Genomic DNA, 25,769 nt, shown 5'->3' with positions numbered 1-25,769 from the left:
ACGAAATTCAGTGTTACGATCTACAAGTAAGAAACAATTAAGTCATCAGCGCTAAGCGAGCTTTGCTTACGCCGTGCTGGACAGATTCTCCGTTAAAATATCGATACATATCCTCGACGATAGATCTTCCGATTCTTTTCCGAGATGAAGGGTTCACCCCAGCAATATGCGGTCTGACTAGCACATTCGGCAACCGGCGCAACTCACTGTTCAGCGGCAACGGCTCCTGTTCAAATACGTCTAGCGCAGCAAAAATACGATTCGTTCGCAGTTCCTCAATCAACGCTTGCTCTTGAATAACGCTTCCTCGAGAAGTATTAATCAGCAGGCAATTGTCCTGAAGCAAGCGAAGTTCCTCTCGTCCGATCATGTGGTCGGTCTCGGGAATCATAGGCAGATGGAGAGAAACTAACTGTGCACGCCTCAGTACGTCATGCAAAGGCAGCAACTCCACACCAAGCTCTGCAGCCCTTTCCGGTTTCATATACGGATCATAAGCGATAAATTGCACCTGGAACGGCTTCATTAAGCGAATGACCTCCTGAGCCACCATGCCAAGCGCGACAAAACCTACCGTTTTCCCTCGCAGCTCATCCGCCTCCATCGCGAGAGATTTCCAGCTGACGCCCGATCTCATCGACTCATCCACAAGCTTAATCCGATGACCCACAGCAAATATTAGAGCCATTATGGATTCCGCAACCGATTCGGCAATCGCGTGACCTCCTGATAATACCGTTATGCCTCTATCAAAAGCTTCAGCCGCTACGACATGTTTCACCGAACCTGCCATATGAGCAACTAACTCGAGCTTAGGAGCTGAGTCAAGCATATCCCCTGTAATGGGCGAACTCCCCCACGTTGAAATACAAGTGGAAGCATCTCTAAGATGACTTTTCAGTTCATCTGGTGTGAATGGACGGTCCAACGGATTTACTACAAGCTCGCCTAGCTGTTTTAGTCTTTCCAATACATCCGGCTCCAAGAAAGCAGATAGCTCATTCCGCTGTATTTGCACCACAATTTTCCTAGTCACAGTCTCTCTCCCTTTTCTCTTGTCCTACCTCATCTAGCTGAATCACCGAATTCGTCGCAATGGACGCAAAAATGGCATCCATCACACGCATAACTCCTAGCACTTCATCTCCTGCTGCCAAAGGCTTTCGTTTCTCCAATAGCGAATCAACAAATTCCTCTAGCTGCCATGTAAAGTTGGAAGTATGCTTGCCCGAACATACTAGTTTCTCGCCATTATCCCAAAGCTCATGCTCATCCTTCAGATGCAGTACTCCTTTGGTCCCTGTCATGTAACGGAGGTATACGCTGTCTTGCGTGCTCCAGATCCTTTTACCGCCAAGACCTTCCTCATCGCCCGGAACTCTTCCGGCATTAAAGGACATCATGACGTTGGCCATCCGATTGCGCGAAAATTTCAACGAGATGGTAACTTCGTCCTCCCCTTCCCAATTTGGATTATGGGAGTAGCCTTGTGCATAGACGGTTTCCGGCAGTTCACCATAAGCCCAAACGATATAATCCAGGATATGACTGCCCCACAGAGGAATGATAAAACCTCCAATGTGCTTAACATCCTTCCACCACTCCGCAGCCGGTTTATCGATATATGCTAACAGCATGGCATGAATAGTGAATAAATCGCCAATCTCTCCCCTATGGATTTTGTCAATCGACTTCATCACAGGACCGAAAAATCTTCGACTCTGTCCGACCATTAAGGTTACTCCGTTCTGCTCGGCGGTTTCGACCATTTGCTTGCCTTCGGAATAGTTGAGTGCCATTGGCTTTTCAATTAGTACATGCTTGCCTGCCGCCATCGCTTTAATGGCGTAAGGCGCATGCAAATCATGCGGCAGCAGGAGCAGAAAGGCATCAATTGCTGGATCCCCAAGGGCATCATCAAAGGAAGTGTATAGGCTTACTCCAACCCAACCTGCCGCCGCCCGATCCGCTTTATCCGGGTCACGGGAAACAATGGCCTGTAAAGTGACTTTATCTCTCAGCTCTTCAATCGCTGGCAAATGGGAGCTAGATACCCTGCCCAAACCAACAACACCTAAGCGTATTTTATCCGCCATATACTTGCCCCCTTCCTTGCACATTAGTTAGATTAAAAGAGTGTTCTGGCATAACGGATGTCATCCCGAATTAGTCGATCAACTTCCGACTCTGCCGTATACTCTGCCGTCAAACAGATAACCCCTTCATATTTACGTTTGGTTAGGTAAGCCGCAACACGTTCCCAAGAAGCCATGCCTTGACGTCCGGATGTAAAATGCCGCTCCCATTGAGCTTGCTCTGCTTCCGGTCCGTTGCTCCGTGTATAAAAGACATTTTTGAGATTGACCATATGCAGATGTGACCACACAATATCTAACCCAAATTCAGGCTGTTGACCAGCCAAAGCATCATGTGAGCAATCCCAGACAGCTCCTACATAATTAGGATTGAGATCTTGCAGCAAGTGCATCAGCCCCGAAGAATCCGGAATAAAGTCACCGTAATGCTGCTGAACGCTAACTTTAACCCCGTACTGCTCACAAAGATGAGATACGTCTTCTAAGTGCTTACGCAGCTTAGCGACCGATTGGAGATAGCCTTCTTCATGTGAAATGGCCGGCATAATTCGAATGCTAGGAATCCCTGCCTCTGCGCAGGCCGAAAAAATGCGTTCATCCGTTTGACTAGCTACGCTAAAAATACGCAAACCATGATCGGCAAAATAAGAAGCGAGCTTCGCCAAACCTTTTTCCGCATCAGCGGGCTCCAGTTGGAATCCTTCTCGTAAGGGAAACTCTACACCGTCAAAGCCGCTCTCTTTCACGAACTTGACTAATTCTTGCACAGGAGTCGTTCTCCACGGTTTGGTAAAAACAGAAAATTGTACAGGTGACTGCGTCATTTGTAACACTCCTTTTTTGAGTTAAACATCTGCTTTCCTTTTGCCATGCTGAATGTTCTCAGACCTCTTGTGGTATTCCTTATATGTTTCAAGTTGGAATACTTCCTGTATCCTCGCTAGGGGCCACTCTTGATCATTGGACTCCATGGTGAATATATTTTCTTGAGAAAAACTTTCGATGGTCACTTTGCTTCCCAGTCTGCCTTGAATTTCTAGAAGCTTGTCATACTGATTGTCGATATGAAAGATTTGTTTCTCCAGATCGATTGTCTTTGCCGTCCATCCTCCCCACTTGGAAGTCGACGCAAGAATTTTGCCTGTCTTATCAATAATTTTGGAATGATTCGTTCTTACCGAGGAGACGACATAGTACGAATTGAACCAGGCATGTGCCTCAAGCGGAAAGCCGCCATCATAGGCGGAAGGCCATACAACAAGTTCAGCGCCCTTTAATTTCAGCGAATGCCATAGATCCGGATAACCGATATCAAAACAAATGGCAATGCCGACTTTACCGAAATCCGTCTCAAACACAGGTATTTCAGTACCGGGTGTTATGCCATCAAGCTTCATCTCACCATCGGTCGGATAATATTTGAGATATCTCCCGGCCAGATTGCCTTCTCGGTCAAATAACCAAGCAGCGACATATTTGTTGCCACCGATCCATTCGTGAACACTTGCGATGATGTAACTGTTGAGTCGCTCGGCTTGTTTGGAGAGGGCATGGTACGTTTGCTGCGTCAATTCCTCTGAAGTTTCATGGTGATGATCACCACCGGTTACGAGAAACACTTCAGGGAAACAGATAAGATCGGGCTTCAGCTCTGTGAATGCATCTAGCATATTCATAGCTCTTTGCAAATTGTCTTCTTGTGTAGAGCCTTGAATGAGTTCTTCGTTAAAGCAGGTGCTAATGACATTTACTTTTCTTGGCATGCATCATACTCCTTAATGAAGAGCCGCTTTAAAGGCGGCTCTTTCGTTCTTTGTACGTTGTGTTTTGCTAAGGCGCAATTACGGAGTTTCCACCTTAACTAAATCAACAGACTCAACGACGATGGATCCGCGTTGGCCGGCAGTTATCCCAATTCCTACAGTCAAACTCATCGGCGCAGTCACAGGAATCTTATCTAATGTAATCGTGACATAATCAGACCCCATGTTAGACATTTGCTTACTGTCATATTTAGCACCTTGATACCATAAATAAACATTTGGATTATCAGCTACTTTTTTTATTCTCGCTGACAATTTATACGAGCCTGATTCTTTAACTGCGATGCCCGCTTGTCGGATCGTAACTCGCTCCGGGCCACTTGCCGTCATTTGAACCGCGTAGTTGCCCGCCTGCTCTCCTTGTACGGTACAAATGCTGCCATTGGAAGGATTGAATAAATATTCCCAGAATTTCGGAACCGCTTTGCACAAGTTCATCGAATAATCACCTGGCAAATCTATAAAATCATTGTTCTTTAACAGAGGTCTCGCCTCCAACGCGACTGCACTTACTACAGTAATCGGCCCCGAACTTTCAATATAGGCAATATTCGGAACTTGCATCACTTTATTCCCATTTGTATCCGTTGTTATCGGAATCGGTTGGTCGTACATATCGAAAGCAGACTCGATATTCCCGTTAAATTTAATTTCGTAAGGCCCATCATTGACGAAATCCGTTCCAATGACAGAAAGCGTCTTTCCATTAGTCAAACCAAAAGAATGTCTGACTTTAAATGTAATTGTTGAGATTCCAGACCACGTTAACAATGGTTTAACGGAACTCACTTTACGAAATTTGTTATTAAAAACGCCTTGTACGTAATAAAATGGTTCAGGAGAAAGGGTGTTTCGGTTGAAAAACACTTCAAACGTCCCCATATTGATAAATTTGCTGTAGCCCATTTTCAAGTAGTTCACGAGCCATTCCACAGAGCTGTATAACCTAGAATCCACGGGAACAGCTGTATTATGAAACATCTGCTCCGTCATCCAATACTCCGTGCTTGGACGAGCAGTCTTCAGTTTGTTTATCCATGGTGTCGTTCTAGAATCATCACCAACGCCTCTATAGCCATGCACATTATAGATATCGAAATAATCAGTCCCGTTCTGATACAGATTTTCCTGGTCAAAAAATGCTGTCGGCAGACTTACATTATTGGCCTCATCCGAAAAGCCGCTAGTTAAAATCTGTGCATTCGGGTCTGCGCGCTTCGCCTCTCGATAGGCAATTTTGAGCAACTCTAAATACTGAGCGTTTGTTCCTGCGAACGTAGCCGCATTTCCGGAGCCTGGCTCTGCATTGAAATTCACTTCATTGTAAATTTCCCAATACTTCACTTCCCCTTTATAACGACTGACCGTTTGATAAATGTAATTAGCCCACTCACCTTCAGGATCTCTCGGTACCCAACGCTCTGGGCGATGTGCCAACGTATTCGTCTGCATAATTGCATCTGAAGGTTGCGTTGCTGCCCAACGCGATGGATACCCTAGCACGCCTAGAACTTCAAGACCTGCAGCTCGGTTTCTAGCCACATATTGATCTGTTTTCTCCCAATTAAAGGCCCCTTTTGTTGGCTCAACAACATTCCACAAAAATACTTTACCATCCGCCCACGTTCGAGTGATGCTAGCATTCACATCCGTCCAGATCTTGGGCTCCCAATCATATTTGGTATGGAATCCGTAGAAATCGGCATATACCCCGTCTGTTACAGACGTATTGTTAGCAGGGAGGACGGCAATTGCACTATCGTAGCTGACGATAGGATTACCGGCTGAAGTTACCGTTGTTTTCAATTTATAATATCCTTGCCCATTCAGTTCAGGCAAAGCCAATTCGTGAATGGCGTACTTCCCATCGTTTTGCACTTGAATGGGTATGCTTTTAGTCAGAACTGTACGATCGTAAGGATCTTTCGCTACAATCTGAACAGAGTAATTCTGGACATTACCACTATAATTTAGTGAGAGCATAGGATATATAACGTTTTCTCCCACAACAAATTGCTGCGTTTCCGCGCGCCAAGCCGGAGCGAAGGCATGGTAGTTTGTCGCTCTATGCCAGTTCGTTCTATACCGCTCTACCGTTGTCATGTCATTCTTGACAAGCAGACTTGTATCGCTGTCCGCTTGAAATTTACTGTCGGGCAGGCTTAGCAGTTCCGATGCAGATAACTCCTTCGTCGAGATCTTTAATTGTTCTACATGAAAAGGCTCCGATTTCTCTACTTGCAACACATGCGAAAACAAATCTTCATTGAGTGGCCCTGTAATCATCACTTCATTAACAATGTCATTTTTCGTCGAGAGCTGCTGTTGAACGCCATTTAGATATAAGCGGATGCGACTGACATTCTCAGACGTATAATTCCAGGTTAGAGCCACGTTGACCCGTTCTCCAGGGGTATAAGGAAAGGAAGTGAGAGCGCCACTGAATGATTCACTGCCATTAATACGATAAACAAATTTTAATTGCGCGTTCTCTTCAACTGGCGGAATATAAATACCCAGCAATGTATTGCTGCCGTTGCCTAAATTCCGTGTTGGCGAAACAGCAAACGCGAATTCATAATCATTTCCCGATTCCGCCGCAGGCTTAGTCGGATGCATCGTCATTTCAATTGTGCCTTGATCAGGCCGAAGAATGCCTCTCGTATAATGCTTAAATTGCGTATCGTTTTGGTAATAATAGGTATTCTGTGCATTCGTAGTGGCCGCGTTCCCAACAGTGGGCATCAACGGTAGTATGGAAAGTACTAGAACTGAAATCATTAACCATATCAGGGCTGTCATCCCTCTGCGCCTGTTACTCATGTTCATCCCTTTTACCTCCCTGTCTAATTGTACAAAATGGTGATTATTCCCAACAACGGGATAGAAGTAAGATATCACTGACAATCCTATGAATCGAGTATTTATGTTCATTCATTATTCATCCTCGATACAATAAACGTCATATCACTCAAGCCAACGACGCCATCATCATCAATATCAGCGATTTGAGCTTCTGACCAATTGGGGCTTGAAGACGTACTGCCATAGTAATAAGCGACAATGCCTAAATCTCCGACCGTAATACCTGGTTGGTTATTGAGATTACCCGTTTCGGTCAGAATTCTTCCCAATTCAAAATGGCTAATCGCTGTCTCTACTGCTTGACGAGCAGCATCCACTTCAGCTTGTGTAACTGTATCTGATTGCACAACTGACTTCGCAGCAAGAATCGCTGCCGCAAGTGCTGGACCGCGTAGCGCAATAGAACCAGGGAAGTAGTTGCCGATGGCATTGCCCTCGACGGCCCCTTGCAGGAGAGCTTCTCCCTCAGCGATCTTAGCAATCAGCAGCTCTTTGTTTACATTACCGAGAATTTGAATTGTATAACTGCCATCTGCCACATTCGTTTCAACACCTTGCCCGTTGGCAATCTTCACTTGCCTAACTACCAAACTTGATGCTTGCGAAGTAACCGTTTCTTTGGCTACGAAATTCATTTCCACTATGCTCGCTGCTCCTGTTATCACATTGCTGCTGCCCAAACTAGCCAGAATGAAATGAATCTTACCCTGTACGGCATCATGCTGCTCCTGAACAATGCCAATACCGCTTCGCATGCTTTGGGAACTTACGTAGGTGAAGCGTTCCGGATCATACACAACTGTAAATTGCATGGCAGATGCGTTCGCCGCATTCTTAAGTCCTACCGTTACAACCATTTCCGCACCTGAGTGAACATTCGTAGGCCCTGTTACGACTACGCTCGGATTTGTTTCTGGTTCAGGTTCCGGTTCTGTCACGGGATGATCCTGAATTTGAAAAGAAACCTGCGCAACGTTATAGACAGCATCCGTTACGGTCAAACGATAAGAACCTGGTTCGTGGATCACTGTCCCTGACAAGAAGTTGGCATTCACCAAAATCTCCGTCTCCATTGTGACACTAGACAAGAAATAATCTTTCACCCATTCGCTAATTTCCTTGTCGATTATGCCGTCTGGAGCTTCAACCTGTGACACAATCTCGTAGGTTCTTGCCTCAACCTGACGTTCCCCCTCAATCTTAGACATGCGATACAGCATCCCTCTGCCTTTGTTAAATTCAGGGGTGACAGAACCGGTATACCGTTCACCTTCGATAACTCCCGTAATTACTGGTGCTGACGTGTCGATCGTGAAGCTAACCGTGGTTGTTTGCGACATATACGTCACGCTTAGGACATAATTACCAGCTTGTGTAATCGACGTGCCTGACAGATAAGAGACAGGTGCCTCACTATTCCGAGTGAGCCAAGCTACCCCACGGTCATAGGTGGCTGAAACAACGCTGGTATAAACCTGCCCATTGACTACTCCTGTAATAACGGGTGGTGCGATGAACGGATGCTGCTCTTCATAAGCACCTATATCGGGCCCATCCCCTACGGGTCTAGGATTCCCTAGAAAATCAACGGCAAGGCCGACACTCGCTCCCGCATCAATGGCAGGCGAGCTAGTTTGCAAAGCATAATTGGCCTGACTTGCATCCATGAAAAGCGGGTCACCTACAATGGCATGATGATCCTGATTTTTTTCCACTGAATAGCTGCTAGCCCCAAACATTTGATTAGCCTTGTAGATTTTCTCTACGCCGCCTTGGTTCCAGTACACGCCGCCGTCACTCGAATTCGGTCGCGTGTATAAATTGTGATCGATCGTTAGCCCACTGATCGTCGCTTCATTATCCGCATGAAAGGACAGCATATAGTTCCCTTCATTGCCAGCAATCAGATTGTTCATGATACTTACGTCCTTCATCGTACCTTTAGCTCCTGCAACCGATTGCCCCTGAACACGAATGAACACCGCCGCTTCCCTGTTCACTGTATCCGCTTTGAAACGTGAATTGGCAATCGTGTTGTTATACACGGTTGTGCCATCAATGTAACCCGATCTCGTATTTAAATAAATAGCCGAATTGAAAAAATCGACAGACGTAACTTTGCCCACATGGTCGATGACATTATTGCGGATAGCTGTATTCGTGGCATCTCCCGTAGCGGTAAAGATGAGAATTCCTGAACGATACAGGTCATGGATGTGGTTTTGCACAATCGACGTATCGGTGGAAGAATCCACAAGAATACCTGCGTGATACAAGTTACCCCGTGCGGTTGTACCTCCTTTGCCTTTGTAAATATCACGGCCAATCCCTTCGATTTCATTCTTCTCTATCGTATTCTGCTTTGAATTTAATCCAGCCGCGCCCCCAACGATTTGAATCCCGACCGTATCGCCATCGTCTGTATCAAGCAAACCAATGTCATGTACATGATTGCCGCTTATGACATTATTGGATGCCCCTCCTTCTAGCGCAATCCCGAAGTAATTCATATCGTAGATTTGGTTATTAAGAAGTTGATTATAGCTGGCTCCGCTAATGCGTACCCCCGCTCTGTCGGCACCATGAATAGCAGAATTCTGAACCGTAACATGATGACTTCCTGTACCAATAAATACGGCAAAGTCGTACCCACCACGGAAGTCTATTCCATCAAGGAGGAGATAATTTTTGCCATTTGATGAGAAGGCAAAGTTGCTGTTTTTACTCGCTATTTCAATGACATGATCATTGGCAACACCCGTGGACGGTTTGTAATAAACGCTTCCAGTTACGGAATCTGCAACAAAGGAGCCAGGTGTCAAAGAACCGATTGTCGGTCCCGGCAATCGGGCATCGGCATGATTGCCTTTCAGCCTTTTTCCATCCTCAAGCACGGTGAACCTTAGGCCATCGCCCGTCAGCCCGGTTTTCTTGTATTCACCATTCACATCTGGGCCGATCCACGTGTCTATTCGTGTCCCACCACTGATGATGGGCTTGCCCAGCGTTGGATCTCCATAAGATCCATATCGAATTGGATTTTCGTCTACGCCAGAGCTAGATGGCCGAAGTGTACTGCCTTGCCAAATCTCGCCGCGTTTAAACAAGACTTGGTCTCCAGGCTGCAACGATACGCCATTTACCTTCGTAATCGTTTGCCAAGCCGTTGCTGACGAAGTACCGTCATTGCTGTTATTTCCTGCTGAGGCATCCACATAATAAGTTGCTCCGGCAGCATAAGTCACATCCGACAGTGACAGCACACTGAGTAATCCAACACACAGAAACAAGAAGAGAACGATCTCTTTGCGAATCTGTTTGATTAACAAATCATTTGCCTCCTTTTGGGTACATCATTTGGCTGCATCTTTCTTTGTAAGCGCTATTTCTTGCATCAGAAAATAAAGCTGTCCGCAGAACAAATAATTTAGTCTGAATATTCAGTAAATTAATGTTAGTACCGAACAGCCCTGTTCCCTCCCAGCCTTAGGCTGAACCTAGGCCGGGATTTCATAAGGATAATCATTATTTTTTCGTATACCATTCATTCATCGCGTCAATAGCTGCCGTGCCTCCACGGGAGTTAAATTCCTTAACAAATGTGTCGAATTCATTTAAATTCCGAGCACCCATAATAAACTTGACAACATTCTCATTTTTGAACGTAGTTAGATCGGTAAGCTTTTTATCATAAGCATCAATGGAAGGAGCATAGAATGTCTCTTCTTTTACCTGTGCATTTTTGGTTAACGGTTCATAGTAAGGAACGAAGCCTTTAGCCGCTAGTCGATTCTGGAAATTCTCTTTCGTATCCATAATTTGATACAGAATTCTCCAGCCAATAGCTGTGCTTTGTTCAACCGTTTGATTTACCTTACCATTCTCCACTTTATAATCCGTGCCTTCTATACCGTAATCCTGGAGTTTTAGCGCCTCAGGTGACGAGAAGTAATTGAGGAATTCCACCATGCCTTCCGGATTTTTGGCTCCTTTCGGAATCGTTGAGAAGCGATTGGTTACCGCCTCTTGAATAATGCCCGATTTGCCGGATGCACCAACAGGTAACGTTGTGTATTGCGTTTTGGCTGTCGGTATTTTAGTAGCTAATGTGTCAGCAATCGTTTTTGCTTCCCACCAGGCGATATCGGCTGATGCTGCTTGCCCGCCAATGATCTTGTCTTTAACGTTGGAAATTTTGGTAACGGCAAACTCCCGATCAACGAGCCCTTCATCATAGAGCTTTTTCATAAAAGTCAGAAATTCTTTATATTCCGGCTGTGTATACGCAAACTCCAGCTTGCCGTTCTTCACAACGGTTCTGGAACTGACTCCGAAGGCACCTGCAATGGATCCTAATGAGGTATCAATGTCTTCTGGACCTCCTGCAGCAAAGGTAAACGGAATCATCCCTTTTTTCTCTTTGATTGTTTTGAAAACTTGATAATACTCATCGAGCGTCGTTGGCTGTTTGAGATTCAGCTCTGTTAGCAAATCAGTTCGAAGTAGTAATCCTTTAGCCAATGAAGTCGTATTCGGGTAAGGAAAAGCGTATAGTTTGCCATCCACTCGCCCTACATCCAACTCTTCCTTAGAGAGCAGTTTTTGGTAATTAGGTGCTTTCTTGATCAAATCATCCAAAGGCATGAAGGCGCCTTGACGAGCAAGCTTGTAGAAATCTTCCTTACTTCCGATCGGCAGCCAATCTGGCACATCGCCAGAAGCTAAGATCAAAGAAATCTTTTGTTTGGAATCATCTTTGGGCAACAATTCAAACGTCGGATTATAACCCGATTTCTGTTGATGCAAGGCAAAAATCGGATTATTATTGAGCTCCATCCCACTTTTAAATGTTTCCGCTGCCGCATTGTAAACCGTCACAATTTTAACATTTTTATTCTTGGGTGAGGCTGATGCTGTTGTGGCAGTTGTTGATCCCGCAGAAGATGATGGCTGCGCGTTATCGCCTCCATTGGACGAACAACCTACAGCTAACATGGATAGGGCAATTAATGAAACGAATACTTTTTTTCTTTCTCTCTTCATCTTGCAACCTCCTTATTTATAAGTAGATCCTGGTTCTATATGAAGGGCGTCCCCTTGAACCCACAACTGCGTCCTTACTCCTTAACAGCTCCTACTAAAGCACCCTTTACAAAATATTTCTGCAGGAACGGATAGATCAGCAGAATAGGCACAACCGCTGCGATGATCGTCGCTGCTCGGATGGATTCTGGTGCGGAATTCATCAAGGCCTCTACATTACTCATACTGATATTGTTCTCATCTTGAATGATGGACATCAAATAGACTTGCAATGGCATGAGATTGCGGTCTGTGATGTACAACATGGCACTGAAGAAGTTGTTCCAATAGCCGACTGCATAGAACATCGAGATCGTGGCGATTGAAGACATCGACAAAGGCACATAAATCGAAAATAAGATACGCGTGTTCGAAGCACCATCTATTTTAGCAGACTCATCTAAAGCATCTGGAATACCCATAAAGAAACTTCGCATTAAGATCAAATTAAAAGGCGCAACGAGTGTCGGAATGATCATGGACCAGATCGTATTCGTCATGCCGATTCCTTTCACGACCAGATACGTTGGAATGATACCGCCACTGAAAAACATCGTTAGCACATATAAAAATAGAATGAATCGACGTCCTGGAAAGCCAACCTTGGATAAGGGATACGCTGCTAGCAACGTAATGAGCAGACTCAGTAATGTACCTACGAGCGTAATAAAGACGGAATTGCCAAATGTCTTAATAAATTGTTGGTTATTCAGCACATAAGCAAATGAATCGAAGTGCATTTCTTTAGGCCAAAATGTGATCTCATGAGCCAGTACATAGGATTCATCACTTAGCGCTTTTGCTAATAAATGTATAAATGGCAGCAGCATAGATAAGCCAAGCAGCGATAGGCACATATAATTCAGCCACCCGAAAAATTTCTCACCTTTTGAATAAATCATTGGAGCGATCTCCTTCCTTCATCTGATTAATAGACACCTTCTTCACCCATTCTCCTAGCAAACCAGTTGGCACAAACCAGCAGGATACAACCGATCACGGATTTAAAAAGGCCGGCTGCCGACGTAAGACCAAATTCCATTTTGCCAAAAGCTTCCCGGAAGACGTAGGTGTCAATAATATCAGATACATCGTAGACCGCAGGATTGTACATAATCAGCACCTGCTCCAGACCAGCGTCCAAGAGATGGCCGATTCTAAGCAGAAGGATCACAATGATTGTAGAACGCATGCCAGGGATCATGATATGCCAAATTTGTTTAAAGCGATTGGCACCATCCATAATGGAGGCTTGATAGAGCTCTGTATTAATTCCAAGTATGGCTGCCAAATAGATGATCGCTGCCCATCCGCTTTCCTTCCAGATTTCGGTTAACACCAGAACCCAACGGAATTTACCAGGATCCGCCATGAAAAAGATCGGTTCGACGCCGAACGCTTTAATAAGCGAGTTTACGATGCCTGAGCTTGGCGATAAAAGATCAATCGCGATACCACCGACCACGACCCAAGAGATGAAATGAGGGATGTAAGTGATCGTTTGGATCGTCCTTTTAAGGAAAACATGTCTCATTTCATTGACTAAAATAGCTAGGACAATCGGGGCTGGAAAGCCGAATACCAGCTTCATTAAACTGATTACTAACGTATTTCGAATGACCTTGGGAAACTCGTCATAGGCGAATAACGTTCGAAAATGCTCTAAACCGATCCATGGACTGTCCATCACGCCTTGAATAATATTGTAGTCCTTGAAGGCAATGACGACTCCATACATCGGTGTGTACCGGAAAATAATTAGAAAGATGAGTCCCGGAATGGACATCAAGTATAAGTCCCAATGCTTGGCCACGGTTTTCCACAAGTTGGTTTTAACGCGTGTTGGCTGAACGGTTCGCGTTGATGAAATGTTGGTGTTCATGGTGCCCCTCCTCTGTCAGATAAGTGATCGTGCTGCTTTCGATACTCTTATCTTACAGAGGGCTGAATACGTTTCCAATGCTACTGGCATGACATCCTATGCAACTTTCATGACTTCCATCTTCCAAAACATTGATAGGATAGCCTACTTGTTCAGGTCTCCTGGTTTCATTCCCCAATACTTCTGGAACGCCTTAGAAAAATAATTAACATGCCGAAAGCCCACTTGTTCCGCTGCTTCATACACCTTTGCGCCTTGAACCAGTAAGGCTTTGGCCCGCTCCATTTTGCGTTCGAGGACATAATCTGTGAACGACATCCCCATCTCTTCTTTGAACAAGCGGCTCAAATAAGATGAATTCATAAATAAAATTTCTGATATTTGGTATAAGCTAATATCTTCATGCAATCTGGCGTCGATAAATTTCAGAATATCCGTGACGGATTGTTTGGTGCTGCTTTTTCGGCTTTCATTCACAAAAAGACAGATTCGGCCAATGACGCGAATAATCCATTCCTGGATTTGTTCTCTCGTAAGCAGTTGATTTAGACTCTCGAAAAACGGATAATCGTCACCCGTCACCTCCGCTAGCAGCCACTGTCTAGCATGAATAAACCTTGAAAGCATACCGCTGATGTGAATTAGAAATTCTCGCACTTCATTCACGCTGCCCGTCGCAAAAGCCGAACGAATCATCTGGCCCGCCACCTCTTTGGCCTGATGCTCATCCCCCAGCTCAAACGAAGTTTCCAGTTGCTTCTCCATATCTGCTAAAGAAGTCCATTTATTCGCAGCAGCTTGATCTTCATGAAACGTAATCGCAATGTTATGCCCGTAAACGATCCGTGTCTGTAGGGCCATTTTTGCTTTTAAATAAGCATCAGGCAGCAGCTCCTTAGCAGCAACAATTGGACCGATTCCTGCGCTCGCGGTAATTTTCAAGCTATCTTTTGTCATCGTCAATACATCGGTAACCGCATGATTAACACATTGATAGAAGTCCATTCGATTGTCGTCCACACTTCCCATAAACAAGACGACAGTAGTCCCATTTGTATCCTGAAAAATGAACGCTGATGCTTCAACTAGACGTTCCTTCGCTATCGTGTTTAACGAAAATAACAGCAGCGATCGGTCTGATGGCAGAAAACGTGTATCGTCCTCATTGAGTGGATCGATATCCAAAATAACGGGAATATACAGCTGTTCCGGCAGTTTCAGATGCACCTCTTCGCCCCGCTTATCCAGCTCCCAGCTCGCATAACTGCCTGTTAGCCAATTCCGATAAAAGGCTTCATGCAGACGAGGGAGATGCGTCTTCCACCTTTCCTTCAGCAGATCATACTGATGCTGCTCTTCTAACTCCATCCTTCTCTTGCTGGCTGCATCAAGAACGGTCACCAAAATACTATCGTTGCTTGCTGGCTTGAGCACATATTTGCTCACCCCGTATTCGATGCTTTCTCTCGCGTAATCGAACTCATCATGTCCAGTCAGCACGATCAATTTGATATGCCGATGTTGCTGCTGCAACACACGAGCCAACTCTAATCCGCTCATCACGGGCATTTGGATATCCGTCAGAACAATGTCCGCTCCTATTTTCTCCACCAATCGCAGAGCTTCCTCACCAGTCCCCACGGCTCCAATCAGTTCTATACCATTCTGTTCCCACGCAATGCCTTCGGCAATCCGATCTCGCAATCTGACTTCATCTTCCACAATAAGCAGCTTCATCTTTATGCCTCGCTTTCATGTATTTGAATTTGAGCCTTCTCAGCGGAATTACTATTAACCGGCAGCATGACCGTCACATTCGTTCCTTCGCCAGCTATACTCTCAATGCCTAGATCAGCTTGTTCCCCATAAAATAGCTTTAATCGGGATTTCACATTTTTCAAAGCAAAAAATTGCACCGAAGTGGATTGCTCTTCTCTTACGAGCATATTCGCTTGACCCTCGCCAATTTTGGCTAGTTCTTCTTGTAATGCATCGAGCGCATCTTCCTTCAGCCCTATGCCCGTATCCTGAATGACAATATGAAGGCGCTGCTCCTCAAGGGTAATCGTGAGCGTGAGAGCCCCTTTTCCTGCAACCTTTTCCAAGCCATGTACGATCGCATTCTCGATTAATGGCTGAAGCAACAGTCTGAGCAGGGGAACTTTCCTCGCTTCTGGCTGTACCGTTACGTTAACCGTAAATCGATCCAGCAGTCGTATTTGTTGAATGCGAATATAATACATAAGGTGCTCAAGCGTTTCCTCCACTGTAAAGGTCTCACGTCCTTTGCCGAGGCTGACCCTGAAAAAGTTGGCTAAATTCATCACCATTTCGCTGACCTCATGCACATCATGCTCTTCCGAAACCGTGTAAATACAATCGAGTGTGTTATACAGAAAATGGGGATTGATTTGGGACTGAAGCAGCCTAAACTGTGACTTGGCCAGGTGCAATTCCTTTTCATATCCATCTTCAATTAACTGCTTTTGGGTGCTAACCATCGTATTGAAAGTATTCATGACATACCCAAGCTCATCTTGCCGTTGATGCTGTACGAAGGCATTTAAATTTCCGATACTGACTTGTTTCATTTGGGAAGATAGGCGAAATAACGGCTTCGAAATCCCACTGTAAACGAAAATCGAAATGGAAAAAGCCAGCAAAATGCTTACTAGCATAATCACATATGTAAAATCACGAATTTGATAATTGGATTTCAAAATTTCCTGCTCTTGCTGTTTAATCGTTAGTTCCCACCCAGACGCCATTTGTCCAGATGAATGGGAAAACAACTTAGACTCATCCGACTGCTCACTCGCAGATTGAACAATAACTGGCTTGCCTTTATAAGATAAACTCAGCTCTGTCTTATTGGATGGAATAAGCGGTTCGACAATATCCATTAAAGCCGACTTCGCAATAGCTGTGATGACGAGATCCTTCTCCTGCGATTCCAAATTATAGGGATCCATGATGCGAATAAAATAGATGCGATCCTCTTTCCAATAGGGTTGGATTCTTCTTACTTGCGGATCTGGCACATAAATAATCATAGCTCCGTTGGCCCGTACCGCTTCCTGGTACCACGGCTGTTCGTACACGTGATCAACATGCACAATTCCCGTTTCGTAGGATAGGGCATTCCCCGTGCTGCCATGTAGAACCGACATCTCCTGTACCATTGGATTCACATTAATAATCGCTGAGAATTGTTGCTGAACTTTTCTAAGCTCATACAAGCTTTCACTGGAGATTTCCTTCGTAATTCTACTGAGAACCTCATTGACATTCTTATCTGTGCTAATAAGGAAAGACATCTGTCCCACATTTTGCACGATTAAATCCAAGTATCCGACAGAGGTTAAAATAGAAGCGTGTACCCGATCGCCGATCTGCCTTTTTAGGATGGATTGGGACATCTGATTGCCGAACAAACTGACCGACACTAACGGGAGCAGGATGAGAAGAAACAGCGTCGTTAATTTAAACTGAATTGATTTTTGAAATTTCTGGCGAAGAAGCACATTGGCCTACCTCCTTTTTTCATCATTCTAATCCGAAACCTGTCTAGATTAAAGGAGAATTGTTACAACAATTGAAAAACCTGCCCGACTACATGTCGGGCAGGTCCAAAGCAGTGTGGTCGCTATAGATTTAGCTTAAAACAGATCACTACGGCACCAGTGCCAACAAATCCTTTTCGCTGAGTACGTCCCCATACACAGCCAAACCTCCAAGCGAACCAGCGAAGAAATTGCCCATCTCGCCAGACCGGTGGACAGCGCCAACCGTGAAATCGGATCCGTTCTCTCCACCATCGTAGATCCCATGGAAGTAGGGAAACGGGTTAAACGCAAGCCTAGCGTCAAGCGTTCCATCGAGATACACCTTGGAGAAACAACCGTCATAGGTAAATGCCACCTGGACCCACTCGTCAGTCCGTACCGGAGTTGCTCCGATCGCCGAAGTCATGCAGTATGGATGACCCGGTGTGGGACCTCCGCTACAGGAAACGTGACCACAAACTTGCTCTGCACTGTCCCAAATCCTCAGATTCAAGAATAGACAATACTGTCTCTGCCTCTGCGTTTCATTCCACATGCCAGCAACCGCTTGGCAATGACCGGATTCAATAGACTTCCGTTTAATCCACGCTATGATCGTCATCTTCACGCCATAACCGTGAAAGTTCAGTGCTGGACATTCCGCGCGCGGGATCCGAAGCCATTGACCAAGCTCAATCGATAGCGATTTCGGGCCAAACACGCCATCTGTAGGACGAGCTATGTCTTCCGTCATCTCCTCAAGTCTGTACGCATATGGCCCTTGGGCTGCGAGATCATCTTCTCCTTGAAAGTCCCAAAACGAAATCAAAGCTGGATGTTCAACGACAAGCTTACTATCCAAAAACATAGACAATCCCCCTTTGCTTCTAAGTTTACAGGGATGCTCGGCAATCTACCAATGCCAATTCTACGTTTTTTTGTATGATTCTAAGGCGGGGCTACCCGTAATGTCATTACGTAGACAGACTGGGACAGCTTCTACTTACGTGCTATCGTATTACTTAAGAAATTTCCAAAACCGTAAAAGCATGACGGCAGCTTCCGCTCTTGTTGCAACGCCATTTGGCACGAATTGATTCCCTGCCCGTCCGACCAGAATCCCTCGTTCACGGATTGTTTCAACATGAGCCTTGGCCCAAGCTGGAATGCTTGCCTCATCAGCGAAGGCTAGGCTTTTCTCATTACTAGCGTTCCAATTCATCACTTTAGCGACCATCGCAGCCATCTCTGTCCGATTTACTGTCTGATTCGGCTTTAATGTCCCGTCTGAATACCCATCGAGAATCCCTTTGTCTACTGCTGTCCAGATCGTCGTGCGCGCCCATTCCGGAATGCTGTTCTTATCGCTGAAAGGAAGATCGCCCTCGTCGTTGCTCTTGTCAATTCGAAGAGCTCTAAGCAGCATGGCGGCAAATTCCGTCCGCGTTACATAACCATCAGGCACGAAAGTGTCAGCACTCACGCCAACCACAATTCCCAGCTCTGCCGCCTCACAAATCTCCAGCTTAGCCCAATGCTTCCCAATATCCGTAAACGGACACCCTGAGGCCGATGGCGTCGATGGAACTGATGGAGCCATACGATTAATTGTTAGCGTATAGTTTGCCACAGTTCCATCCTCAGCTTGAACCGCAATCTTCAGAACATTGGATCCTATTACTAATGGAACGGTACTTGTCTCGCCTACACGTTCACCCAGCAATTTAATAATTGCGCTGGAGTCAGATGAAGCTAAGTGCAGCTCGACCTGTTCAGCATCTGTCTCTGCTGTATACATTCTAGTCCCGGGTGTGAATGCAGGCGATAGGCCCAGTGGCTTGCCTGAGATATCCACGGTTAATTTAGCCAACTCAGCATTGCTGGATAGAGATATTTCCTGAGACGGCGCTGCACTTACTGTAACCCCAACTTCTTGGCCTGTAACTTCTACGCCGTTCAGATAAACAGTTAAACTATGATTTCTAACAGACTGAGTCCCATTGTAAGGAAGAGTAATGGTTGCTTCTGCGTTCGTATTACTACTGACTGTTGCCGCCTCTGCTTCAACGCCGTCAACGTAGACCTTGAGCGTCTGCCCGATTAGGTTGGTGCCTGTCACTGTAACCGTTGTACTGCCTCCGGCACTCGGTAAGCTTACCGTATTGGCAGATATACTTATCACCGCAGGCACAGCAACGATGAAGCTGGCATTGGCTGCGTCAAGCGTATTGTGAATGACGTTCTTAACCACATTCCCAGCAACAATAACCTCGTATACACCATCATCCAGCATGCCATTAAAGCTTAGAGTAAATGTTCGAGAAGGCTCGTCATAGCTTGGCGTAAAAGTGGAGAAGCTGCTCCCGTCCTTCTTCATACTGATCAGCGAAAGCGCATTTGCCGCTGTGAGCTGGGCTCCTCCAGCGATCCAGTATACGGCCTCGCTGACTGAAACGGATACTTCATCTGGGGGTGTAGCAAATTGTTGTTGATCTGTGAAGCCGCCAAAAGCAACAACAGGCTGCGTCGTATCGTACAGTAAGCTCAACGTATTAGACGCTGTATTGTCATTCCCTACCGCATCGGCTGCTGCCGCAGCTCCAACCGCTACTGTCACAACCTGACCACTCGTCATTGGCGTAATACTCGCTGTGTAGGTAGCCGCACTTACAGAAACTAAATCTGATGCTGTGCCATTTCCGACGACAAGCTCATTCTCAGCCAAGCCATTAACGCCTTCGCTAAAGGTAATCGTTACCAGAAAGGCGGCGTTTACAGTACCGCTTGCTGAACTGGATAGTGTTGTTGTTGGTGCCGTATTATCCAGTACAAATGGGCTTGAAACAGCATCCTTCACATTGCCCACATTGTCTGTTGCACGAATATGCAAGTACCAGTTGCCATCCCCGCTTGTCTGGCTAAACGTATCCAAATTGCTGAAGGTCGACCAGCCACTTGTCGGAGCCGCTAATCCTTGTGTCCACGCATAAGTCAGTGAGGTAGTATCTACACCACTTTGCGTATCGCTAACCGTTACCACGGTTGCTGCCGTTTTCGCCGCGTCTATACGTCCATTCGTACCAAACTGCACACTCGGAGGCGTTTCATCAATCTCTAGTGTAATTGTATACGTTTGACTGGGCAGCAAATAGGGCTCGACACGCACTGGGATAACCGTGTCCGTGGTTACTCCTGCTAGGTTAATCGTCTTCGTGCCGCCACTTGGCAACAGCTCATTGTTCACGTACATGACTGTTTGACCCGTGTCCGCAAGGATCGGTGTTACATGGACACTAGGCTGCGAGTGACCGTCATAATAATACGTGTAAGCCGTGACGGTGGGGTTAAAGGCTTCTGTAAAGTTCCCTTCCTGCAAAGTTAAGCCGCTCAGCTTGGCATCTCCTGGAGCGGTCCGTTGACTAAAATTGTCACGCCCCCATCCGACGATCGTGCCATCTGCTTTTATTGCAAGTGAATGGTATGCTCCCGCTGCGATCGCCACCACGCCGTTCAGTCCGCTAGGTATACTGCTTAGACCAGAAGCGCTGTTTCCCCAAGCAACGACGGTACCGTCTGATTTCAGTGCTAGCGAATGGGAGTCTCCTGCAGCGATCGCCACCACGCCGTTCAGTCCGCTAGGCACAGTTATTTGACCAAGCGTATTGTGCCCCCAGGCAACAATTGTACCGTCTGATTTCAGCGCTAGCGAATGGGAGTCCCCTGCAGCGATCGCCACCACTCCGCTCAGACCGACTGGCACGATACTTTGGTTACTAGGAAAGTTGCTTCCCCATGCGACGACGGTGCCATCCGATTTCAAAGCCAACGAATGACTCACCTCAAAAGAACTCGATGGCGTACCTCCTGCGGCAATCGCCACCACATCTTTCAGACCAACCGGCACGGTGCTTTGACCGTCAGTATTCCCCCCCCAGGCGACAACGGTACCGTCTGATTTCAGCGCTAGCGAATGTCTCGCTCCCGCGGAGATTGCCACGACGCTGCTCAATCCGCCAGGCACGCTTTTTTGACCATCAATATTACTTCCCCAGACGACGACGGTGCCATCCGACTTCAGGGCAAGTGAATGGTAGCCACCAGCAGAGATGTCCACTACGTTGTTCAGTCCATTCGGTACGGTTGCTTGACCACCAATATTGAGCCCCCAACCAGCGACGGTGCCATCTGATTTCAGCGCTAGCGAAGAATTTAACCCTGCCGAGATGCCATTTCCTTTGATTGGCGAAGATAGCCCCACCGGAACAGTTGTCTTACTGTCACTGCCGTCTCCCCAAGCAACGACTGTGCCGTCCGATTTGAACGCAAGTGAATGCTTCCCCCCTGCGGAGATTGCTATTGCGTCGCTCAGGCCTACCGTCACGGTCAATTGGCCTTCCGTATTGTCTCCCCATCCGATGATGGTACCATCCGATTTCAGTGCAAGCGAATGTTTTTCTCCTGCAGCTACTGACACCACATCCTCCAAGCCTGCCGGCACACTCGATTGATTATGATTATCTAATCCCCAAGCGACGACCGTGCCATTCGATTTCAGTGCGAGCGAATGAAACGCCCCCGCTGCAATCGCCACCACATTGTTCAGACCCACTAACACGCTGACTTGACCCTCATCATTATTTCCCCACGCGACGACGGTACCATCTGATTTCAGCGCTAGCGAATGCAGCCGTCCTGCGGATATCGCTACCACATCGGTCAGACCACTCGGTACACTGGCTTGACCCTCATCATTATTTCCCCATCCAACGACAGTACCATCTGATTTCAACGCCAGCGAATGTTGCCATCCTGCGGCAATCGCTATCACACCGCTCAGGCCACCCGGGACTGTTCTTTGGCCTTCCGTATTATCTCCCCATCCGACAACTGTACCGTCCGATTTCAACGCCAGCGAATATTGCCATCCTGCGGCAATCGACATCACACCACTCATGCCCACTGGCACGGTTGTTTGGCCTTTCGTGTTGTTACCCCACGCGACGACCGTGCCATCTGCTTTTAATGCAAGAGAGTGCTTTTCTCCTGCTGAGACCTGTATACCTGCCAAACTTCTCATCCCATCTTGTGAAGCGGAGACTGATTGCACACCGAATGGAACAATAGTGCTGAACAACACTACCAAGCTCAAAACAAGATACACGATTCTTCTCCAGTTTACATTCAACGTTAACACTATGTACTCTCTCCTTCATCCGACATTATTGAACAATCATCTTCAATCAGTTTCAATTCATAGTAACAGCACGCTCTGAAAGAATTATGAAAGAAACGAAGAGGAATAGTGCCTGGCAACTAGTAAGCCAACTATATCGCCATTCAAAGCCTTATGGAAACTACCTTTACGGTCGATATATAGAAAGAGAGCGCTGGTGAGCTGGTAGATGAATCTCTTTAAGTCAAACATAAGGAATCTATTCAATGACTACAACTATTCAACATATTTTTATGATTGCTTCCGTGATTATGATGTGTATCATCTTTTTCTTTGTGTATGGGTTTAGAAAAGAGCGCGGTATCAACTATCTGATCGGTGTAATCGGATGCCGGATTATTTATGCAAGTGGTGTGATTTGCGAGGGTAACAGTTATAGCTTAATGGGGAAACTTTTCTTCCGCAATATTCATCAAACAGCGTTAAATTTAATGGTCCCTTTTTTTGTCTTGTTCGTACTTGAATTGGTCGCCTATGATAAGTTATTACGCGCACGAGGGAAGATTGTGATGTTCGTGTTATTCGCAACTTGGTCCATGCTGATGTGGCTAGATGCAGACCTTCATATAATCTATCGTAAAATTGAACTCTTTAATGGTCATTTATTAACAACGAAAACCATCTATTCTATTACTTACGCGATGATTTGTTATAGTATCTTGGCTGTATGTTTTTATTTTCTGTTTCAGTATATACGGAATACCCGTAAAGATTTGCGTAGCCCAGGGATGTGGGTTCTGTTTCTGATCTCATTCACGTTTATCATCGAGATTGTGAAATTATTTAAATCGGAATGGTCGTCATGGTTACTTCCATTGTCGGTCTACTGTGGTTTCTTAGGCATGCTAGTCCTAATCATTATACTGCGGTACAAGTTCTTTTCTCTCACTCCTTTTGCCAGAAATATTGTCCTTGATACACTGCAGGAGAGTATTCTGATTGCGAATGTTTCCGGTAAGATTATTGATAACAATAAACAGGCTTCCCATTGGTTTGCAGAGCTGGGTTATGCAACGATTTCCGGTCGCAATATCTCGGAGCTATTGTCATCTTGGCCCGATTGGGCTACGTTATGCCAATCTATGCAACAAGGCAATATAGAGATTGATGCTTGGCTGGGCGGAGAAAGAAGAATCTACAGTGTGAATGTATACCCACTACATACACTACGCAGGCAGGGAGAAGGCAGTATTTCGCTTATCTTTGATATTACGGAGAAGCAGCGCAATCTGGAGCAGATTGCCCAGCTCAACCTGTTGAAAGATCAATTATTTACGATCGTGTCGCACGATATTCGGGGTCCGCTGGCCTTGCAATTTCAACTTGTTGAATTGCTGGAAGATGATCGAGACAGTTTCGGTACAGAACACCGGGAGATCGTTGAGATGCTGGGAGACCAGATTCGTAATACACTCGGTATGACTGCTAACTTGTTAGAATGGTTTCGCAGCCAGCGGGAAGACATGGCGCTTCGTCCGCAGTCCTTAGAATTATCTGAAGTCGTCGAGGAATGCTACCATGTACTGCATATTAGAAGCGGTGCCAAACAGATTATGGTGCATAATAACATCACCTTAGGCACTCGGGTGTATGCGGATCGGGAAGCACTTGGATTAATTATTCGCAATTTATTGTCCAACGCGATTAAATTTACTGGTTTAGGCGGTTCTATCCATATACAAGATGAGATATCGGGAAACATGGTAATCATTTCTGTCCGCGATAATGGGATGGGTATGAAAGAGGAACAGACTCGTCAGCTATTTAGCTACAAGCAGATTCATTCAATACCCGGCACAATGGGAGAAAAAGGCGCAGGACTTGGACTTCTCGTAAGCCGACAGTTTGTACAGCGAAGTGGCGGGAATATGTGGGTGGAGAGCCAATTAGGACAAGGAAGTACCGTTTACTTCACCATGAGAGGGGCACAACGTGATGAAAGTTCTCATAGTTGACGATGAGCCTGCCATGTTGTTCGTAATGAAGCGAATGTTAGCAACGATAGAAGGCGTGGAGCTCGTTGGCAGCTTCCAGCATGCAGAGGAAGTACTAGACTTCGTGCGGAACGGGGATGTGGATCTAGCATTTCTAGACATTAAGATTGCTGAGGATAACGGATTAGAGCTAGCCCGCCGCTTGCGATCGCTTCGTGCCGAACTTGACATCGTGTTTATTACTTCACATTCAGAGTTTGCGCTTCATGCCTACGATGTCTATCCATTAGACTACATGGTTAAGCCGATTTCTAGAAACCGACTGGCCCAGACAATTGCACAAGCAACGAGCAGACAGAGTGCTTCTTCGGATGATGATGCTGCCGATCTCTTACTTCCTCGACTGACGGTTCGGGGGATGGGTTGCCTCGAGGCCAGTACGAAGCAAATGGGTGCTGTGAAATGGATTTCCAAAAAAAGCATGGAATTATTCGCCTATTTGCTCGTTAACCGGGGGCGAAGCGTAACCAAAATCCGGATTTTGGAGGATATTTTCCCGGAGAGGCCACTTAAGAATGCAGAAACTTACCTCAATACGGTAGTTTATCAACTTAGGAAGGCGTTGTCACCGCACGGGTTCAAGGAAATGGTCATTTCAGCTCAAGAGCAGTATCGTATAGACTTGGATCAAGCAGATGTTGATTTTATTCAATTTGAGCAGGACGTGAAGGAACTATCTGATATCAACGCAGGGAATATAACAGCAGCCATCGATCTGGAGAAACAGTTTACAGGGCAGCTGTTCGAGAATAATTCCTTTGTGTGGGCAACAGTGGAACATGAGCGGTTGGCCATCATGTACGATTCCTTTGCCAAACGTCTCGCCAATTGGTTACTGACTCGGCAGCAATTTAGGGAAGCGGCGCAAATTGCGAGAAAACTTGTAGCTCATAATGAATTTGAAGAAGAGTCCAATCTTCTTCTGTTGCATATCTACGGAGCAACAGGAGATCATCAGTCCCTACATAACCATTACGAGCACTACAAGCAATTGCTGCTTCAAGAGCTTGACCTGCAGCCTTCGTCGGTTATTCAACAACTATATGAACAATATTAGTGATCACCTTCTCGTGTTAGGGCAATGAACATTGTAGTCCACGATTTCCAATAGGAATACCACGTTACTCTCCGTTAGATTCCTGTAGATGGATAAATTTCAGCTTTGTAAAAAAAGGAGCGCCTCTGTACGATGGAAGTACGCTACGGGTCAAAAGCCCTTTAATTCCATCATCCAGGAGGACGCTCTACT

Annotated in this window: 15 protein-coding genes; 2 read left to right on the top strand and 13 right to left on the bottom strand. The window is 45.9% G+C overall.

Annotated features, from left to right (window positions below; translation table 11 throughout):
• Positions 1–37: 37 nt before the first annotated feature.
• From HQN88_RS12235 to HQN88_RS12175, 13 genes are all read right to left on the bottom strand, one after another.
• Complete coding sequence (locus tag HQN88_RS12235) at positions 38–1,036, bottom strand: hydroxyacid dehydrogenase (protein ID WP_173111709.1); 999 nt, start codon at positions 1,034–1,036, stop codon at positions 38–40.
• The gene (locus HQN88_RS12230) at positions 1,029–2,096 is read right to left on the bottom strand and encodes a Gfo/Idh/MocA family protein (RefSeq protein ID WP_173111706.1); all 1,068 of its coding nucleotides are present in this window, start codon (positions 2,094–2,096) and stop codon (positions 1,029–1,031) included. The genes HQN88_RS12235 and HQN88_RS12230 overlap by 8 nt, the downstream gene beginning before the upstream one ends.
• A gap of 32 nt (positions 2,097–2,128) precedes the next feature.
• Positions 2,129–2,920: a sugar phosphate isomerase/epimerase family protein gene (locus HQN88_RS12225; RefSeq protein ID WP_173111703.1), complete on the bottom strand. Its 792-nt coding sequence runs from the start codon at positions 2,918–2,920 to the stop codon at positions 2,129–2,131.
• A gap of 21 nt (positions 2,921–2,941) precedes the next feature.
• Positions 2,942–3,859 carry a carbon-nitrogen hydrolase family protein gene (locus HQN88_RS12220; RefSeq protein ID WP_173111700.1) on the bottom strand — a complete coding sequence of 306 codons (918 nt, stop codon included), beginning with the start codon at positions 3,857–3,859 and terminating at the stop codon, positions 2,942–2,944.
• A gap of 78 nt (positions 3,860–3,937) precedes the next feature.
• Positions 3,938–6,748, bottom strand: coding sequence for an endo-1,4-beta-xylanase (locus HQN88_RS12215; RefSeq protein ID WP_173111697.1), 2,811 nt, complete (start codon positions 6,746–6,748; stop codon positions 3,938–3,940).
• 101 nt (positions 6,749–6,849) lie between these two features.
• Positions 6,850–10,113 (bottom strand): right-handed parallel beta-helix repeat-containing protein, encoded by a 3,264-nt coding sequence (locus HQN88_RS12210; RefSeq protein WP_173111694.1) that lies wholly within the window; start codon positions 10,111–10,113, stop codon positions 6,850–6,852.
• Between the two features lie 196 nt (positions 10,114–10,309).
• Complete coding sequence (locus HQN88_RS12205) at positions 10,310–11,827, bottom strand: extracellular solute-binding protein (RefSeq protein ID WP_173111691.1); 1,518 nt, start codon at positions 11,825–11,827, stop codon at positions 10,310–10,312.
• A 74-nt stretch (positions 11,828–11,901) separates the two neighbouring features.
• Positions 11,902–12,768 carry a carbohydrate ABC transporter permease gene (locus HQN88_RS12200; RefSeq protein ID WP_173111688.1) on the bottom strand — a complete coding sequence of 289 codons (867 nt, stop codon included), beginning with the start codon at positions 12,766–12,768 and terminating at the stop codon, positions 11,902–11,904.
• A gap of 26 nt (positions 12,769–12,794) precedes the next feature.
• On the bottom strand, positions 12,795–13,748 hold the full coding sequence (locus HQN88_RS12195) for an ABC transporter permease (protein ID WP_173111685.1): 954 nt from the start codon (positions 13,746–13,748) through the stop codon (positions 12,795–12,797).
• A 144-nt stretch (positions 13,749–13,892) separates the two neighbouring features.
• Positions 13,893–15,485, bottom strand: coding sequence for a response regulator (locus tag HQN88_RS12190; protein ID WP_173111682.1), 1,593 nt, complete (start codon positions 15,483–15,485; stop codon positions 13,893–13,895).
• A 2-nt stretch (positions 15,486–15,487) separates the two neighbouring features.
• Positions 15,488–17,272, bottom strand: coding sequence for a sensor histidine kinase (locus HQN88_RS38355; protein ID WP_173111679.1), 1,785 nt, complete (start codon positions 17,270–17,272; stop codon positions 15,488–15,490).
• Positions 17,273–17,420: 148 nt separating this feature from the next.
• Positions 17,421–18,161 carry a LamG domain-containing protein gene (locus HQN88_RS12180; RefSeq protein ID WP_173111676.1) on the bottom strand — a complete coding sequence of 247 codons (741 nt, stop codon included), beginning with the start codon at positions 18,159–18,161 and terminating at the stop codon, positions 17,421–17,423.
• Between the two features lie 150 nt (positions 18,162–18,311).
• A complete protein-coding gene (locus tag HQN88_RS12175) occupies positions 18,312–22,487 on the bottom strand; it encodes an RCC1 domain-containing protein (protein ID WP_173111673.1) in 4,176 nt (1,391 codons plus the stop codon).
• A gap of 245 nt (positions 22,488–22,732) precedes the next feature.
• Between HQN88_RS12175 and HQN88_RS12170 the strand changes: the two genes are divergently transcribed.
• Both HQN88_RS12170 and HQN88_RS12165 read left to right on the top strand, forming a co-directional pair.
• Positions 22,733–24,481, top strand: coding sequence for a sensor histidine kinase (locus HQN88_RS12170; RefSeq protein ID WP_173111670.1), 1,749 nt, complete (start codon positions 22,733–22,735; stop codon positions 24,479–24,481).
• On the top strand, positions 24,462–25,577 hold the full coding sequence (locus HQN88_RS12165; RefSeq protein WP_173111667.1) for a response regulator: 1,116 nt from the start codon (positions 24,462–24,464) through the stop codon (positions 25,575–25,577). The genes HQN88_RS12170 and HQN88_RS12165 overlap by 20 nt, the downstream gene beginning before the upstream one ends.
• Positions 25,578–25,769 lie beyond the last annotated feature (192 nt).

The sequence above is a fragment of the Paenibacillus qinlingensis genome (assembly GCF_013204845.1).
GTDB lineage: Bacteria > Bacillota > Bacilli > Paenibacillales > NBRC-103111 > Paenibacillus_E > Paenibacillus_E qinlingensis.
Note: the sequence above shows the minus strand (reverse complement) of the source record. Positions and strands in the feature narration are given on the sequence as shown.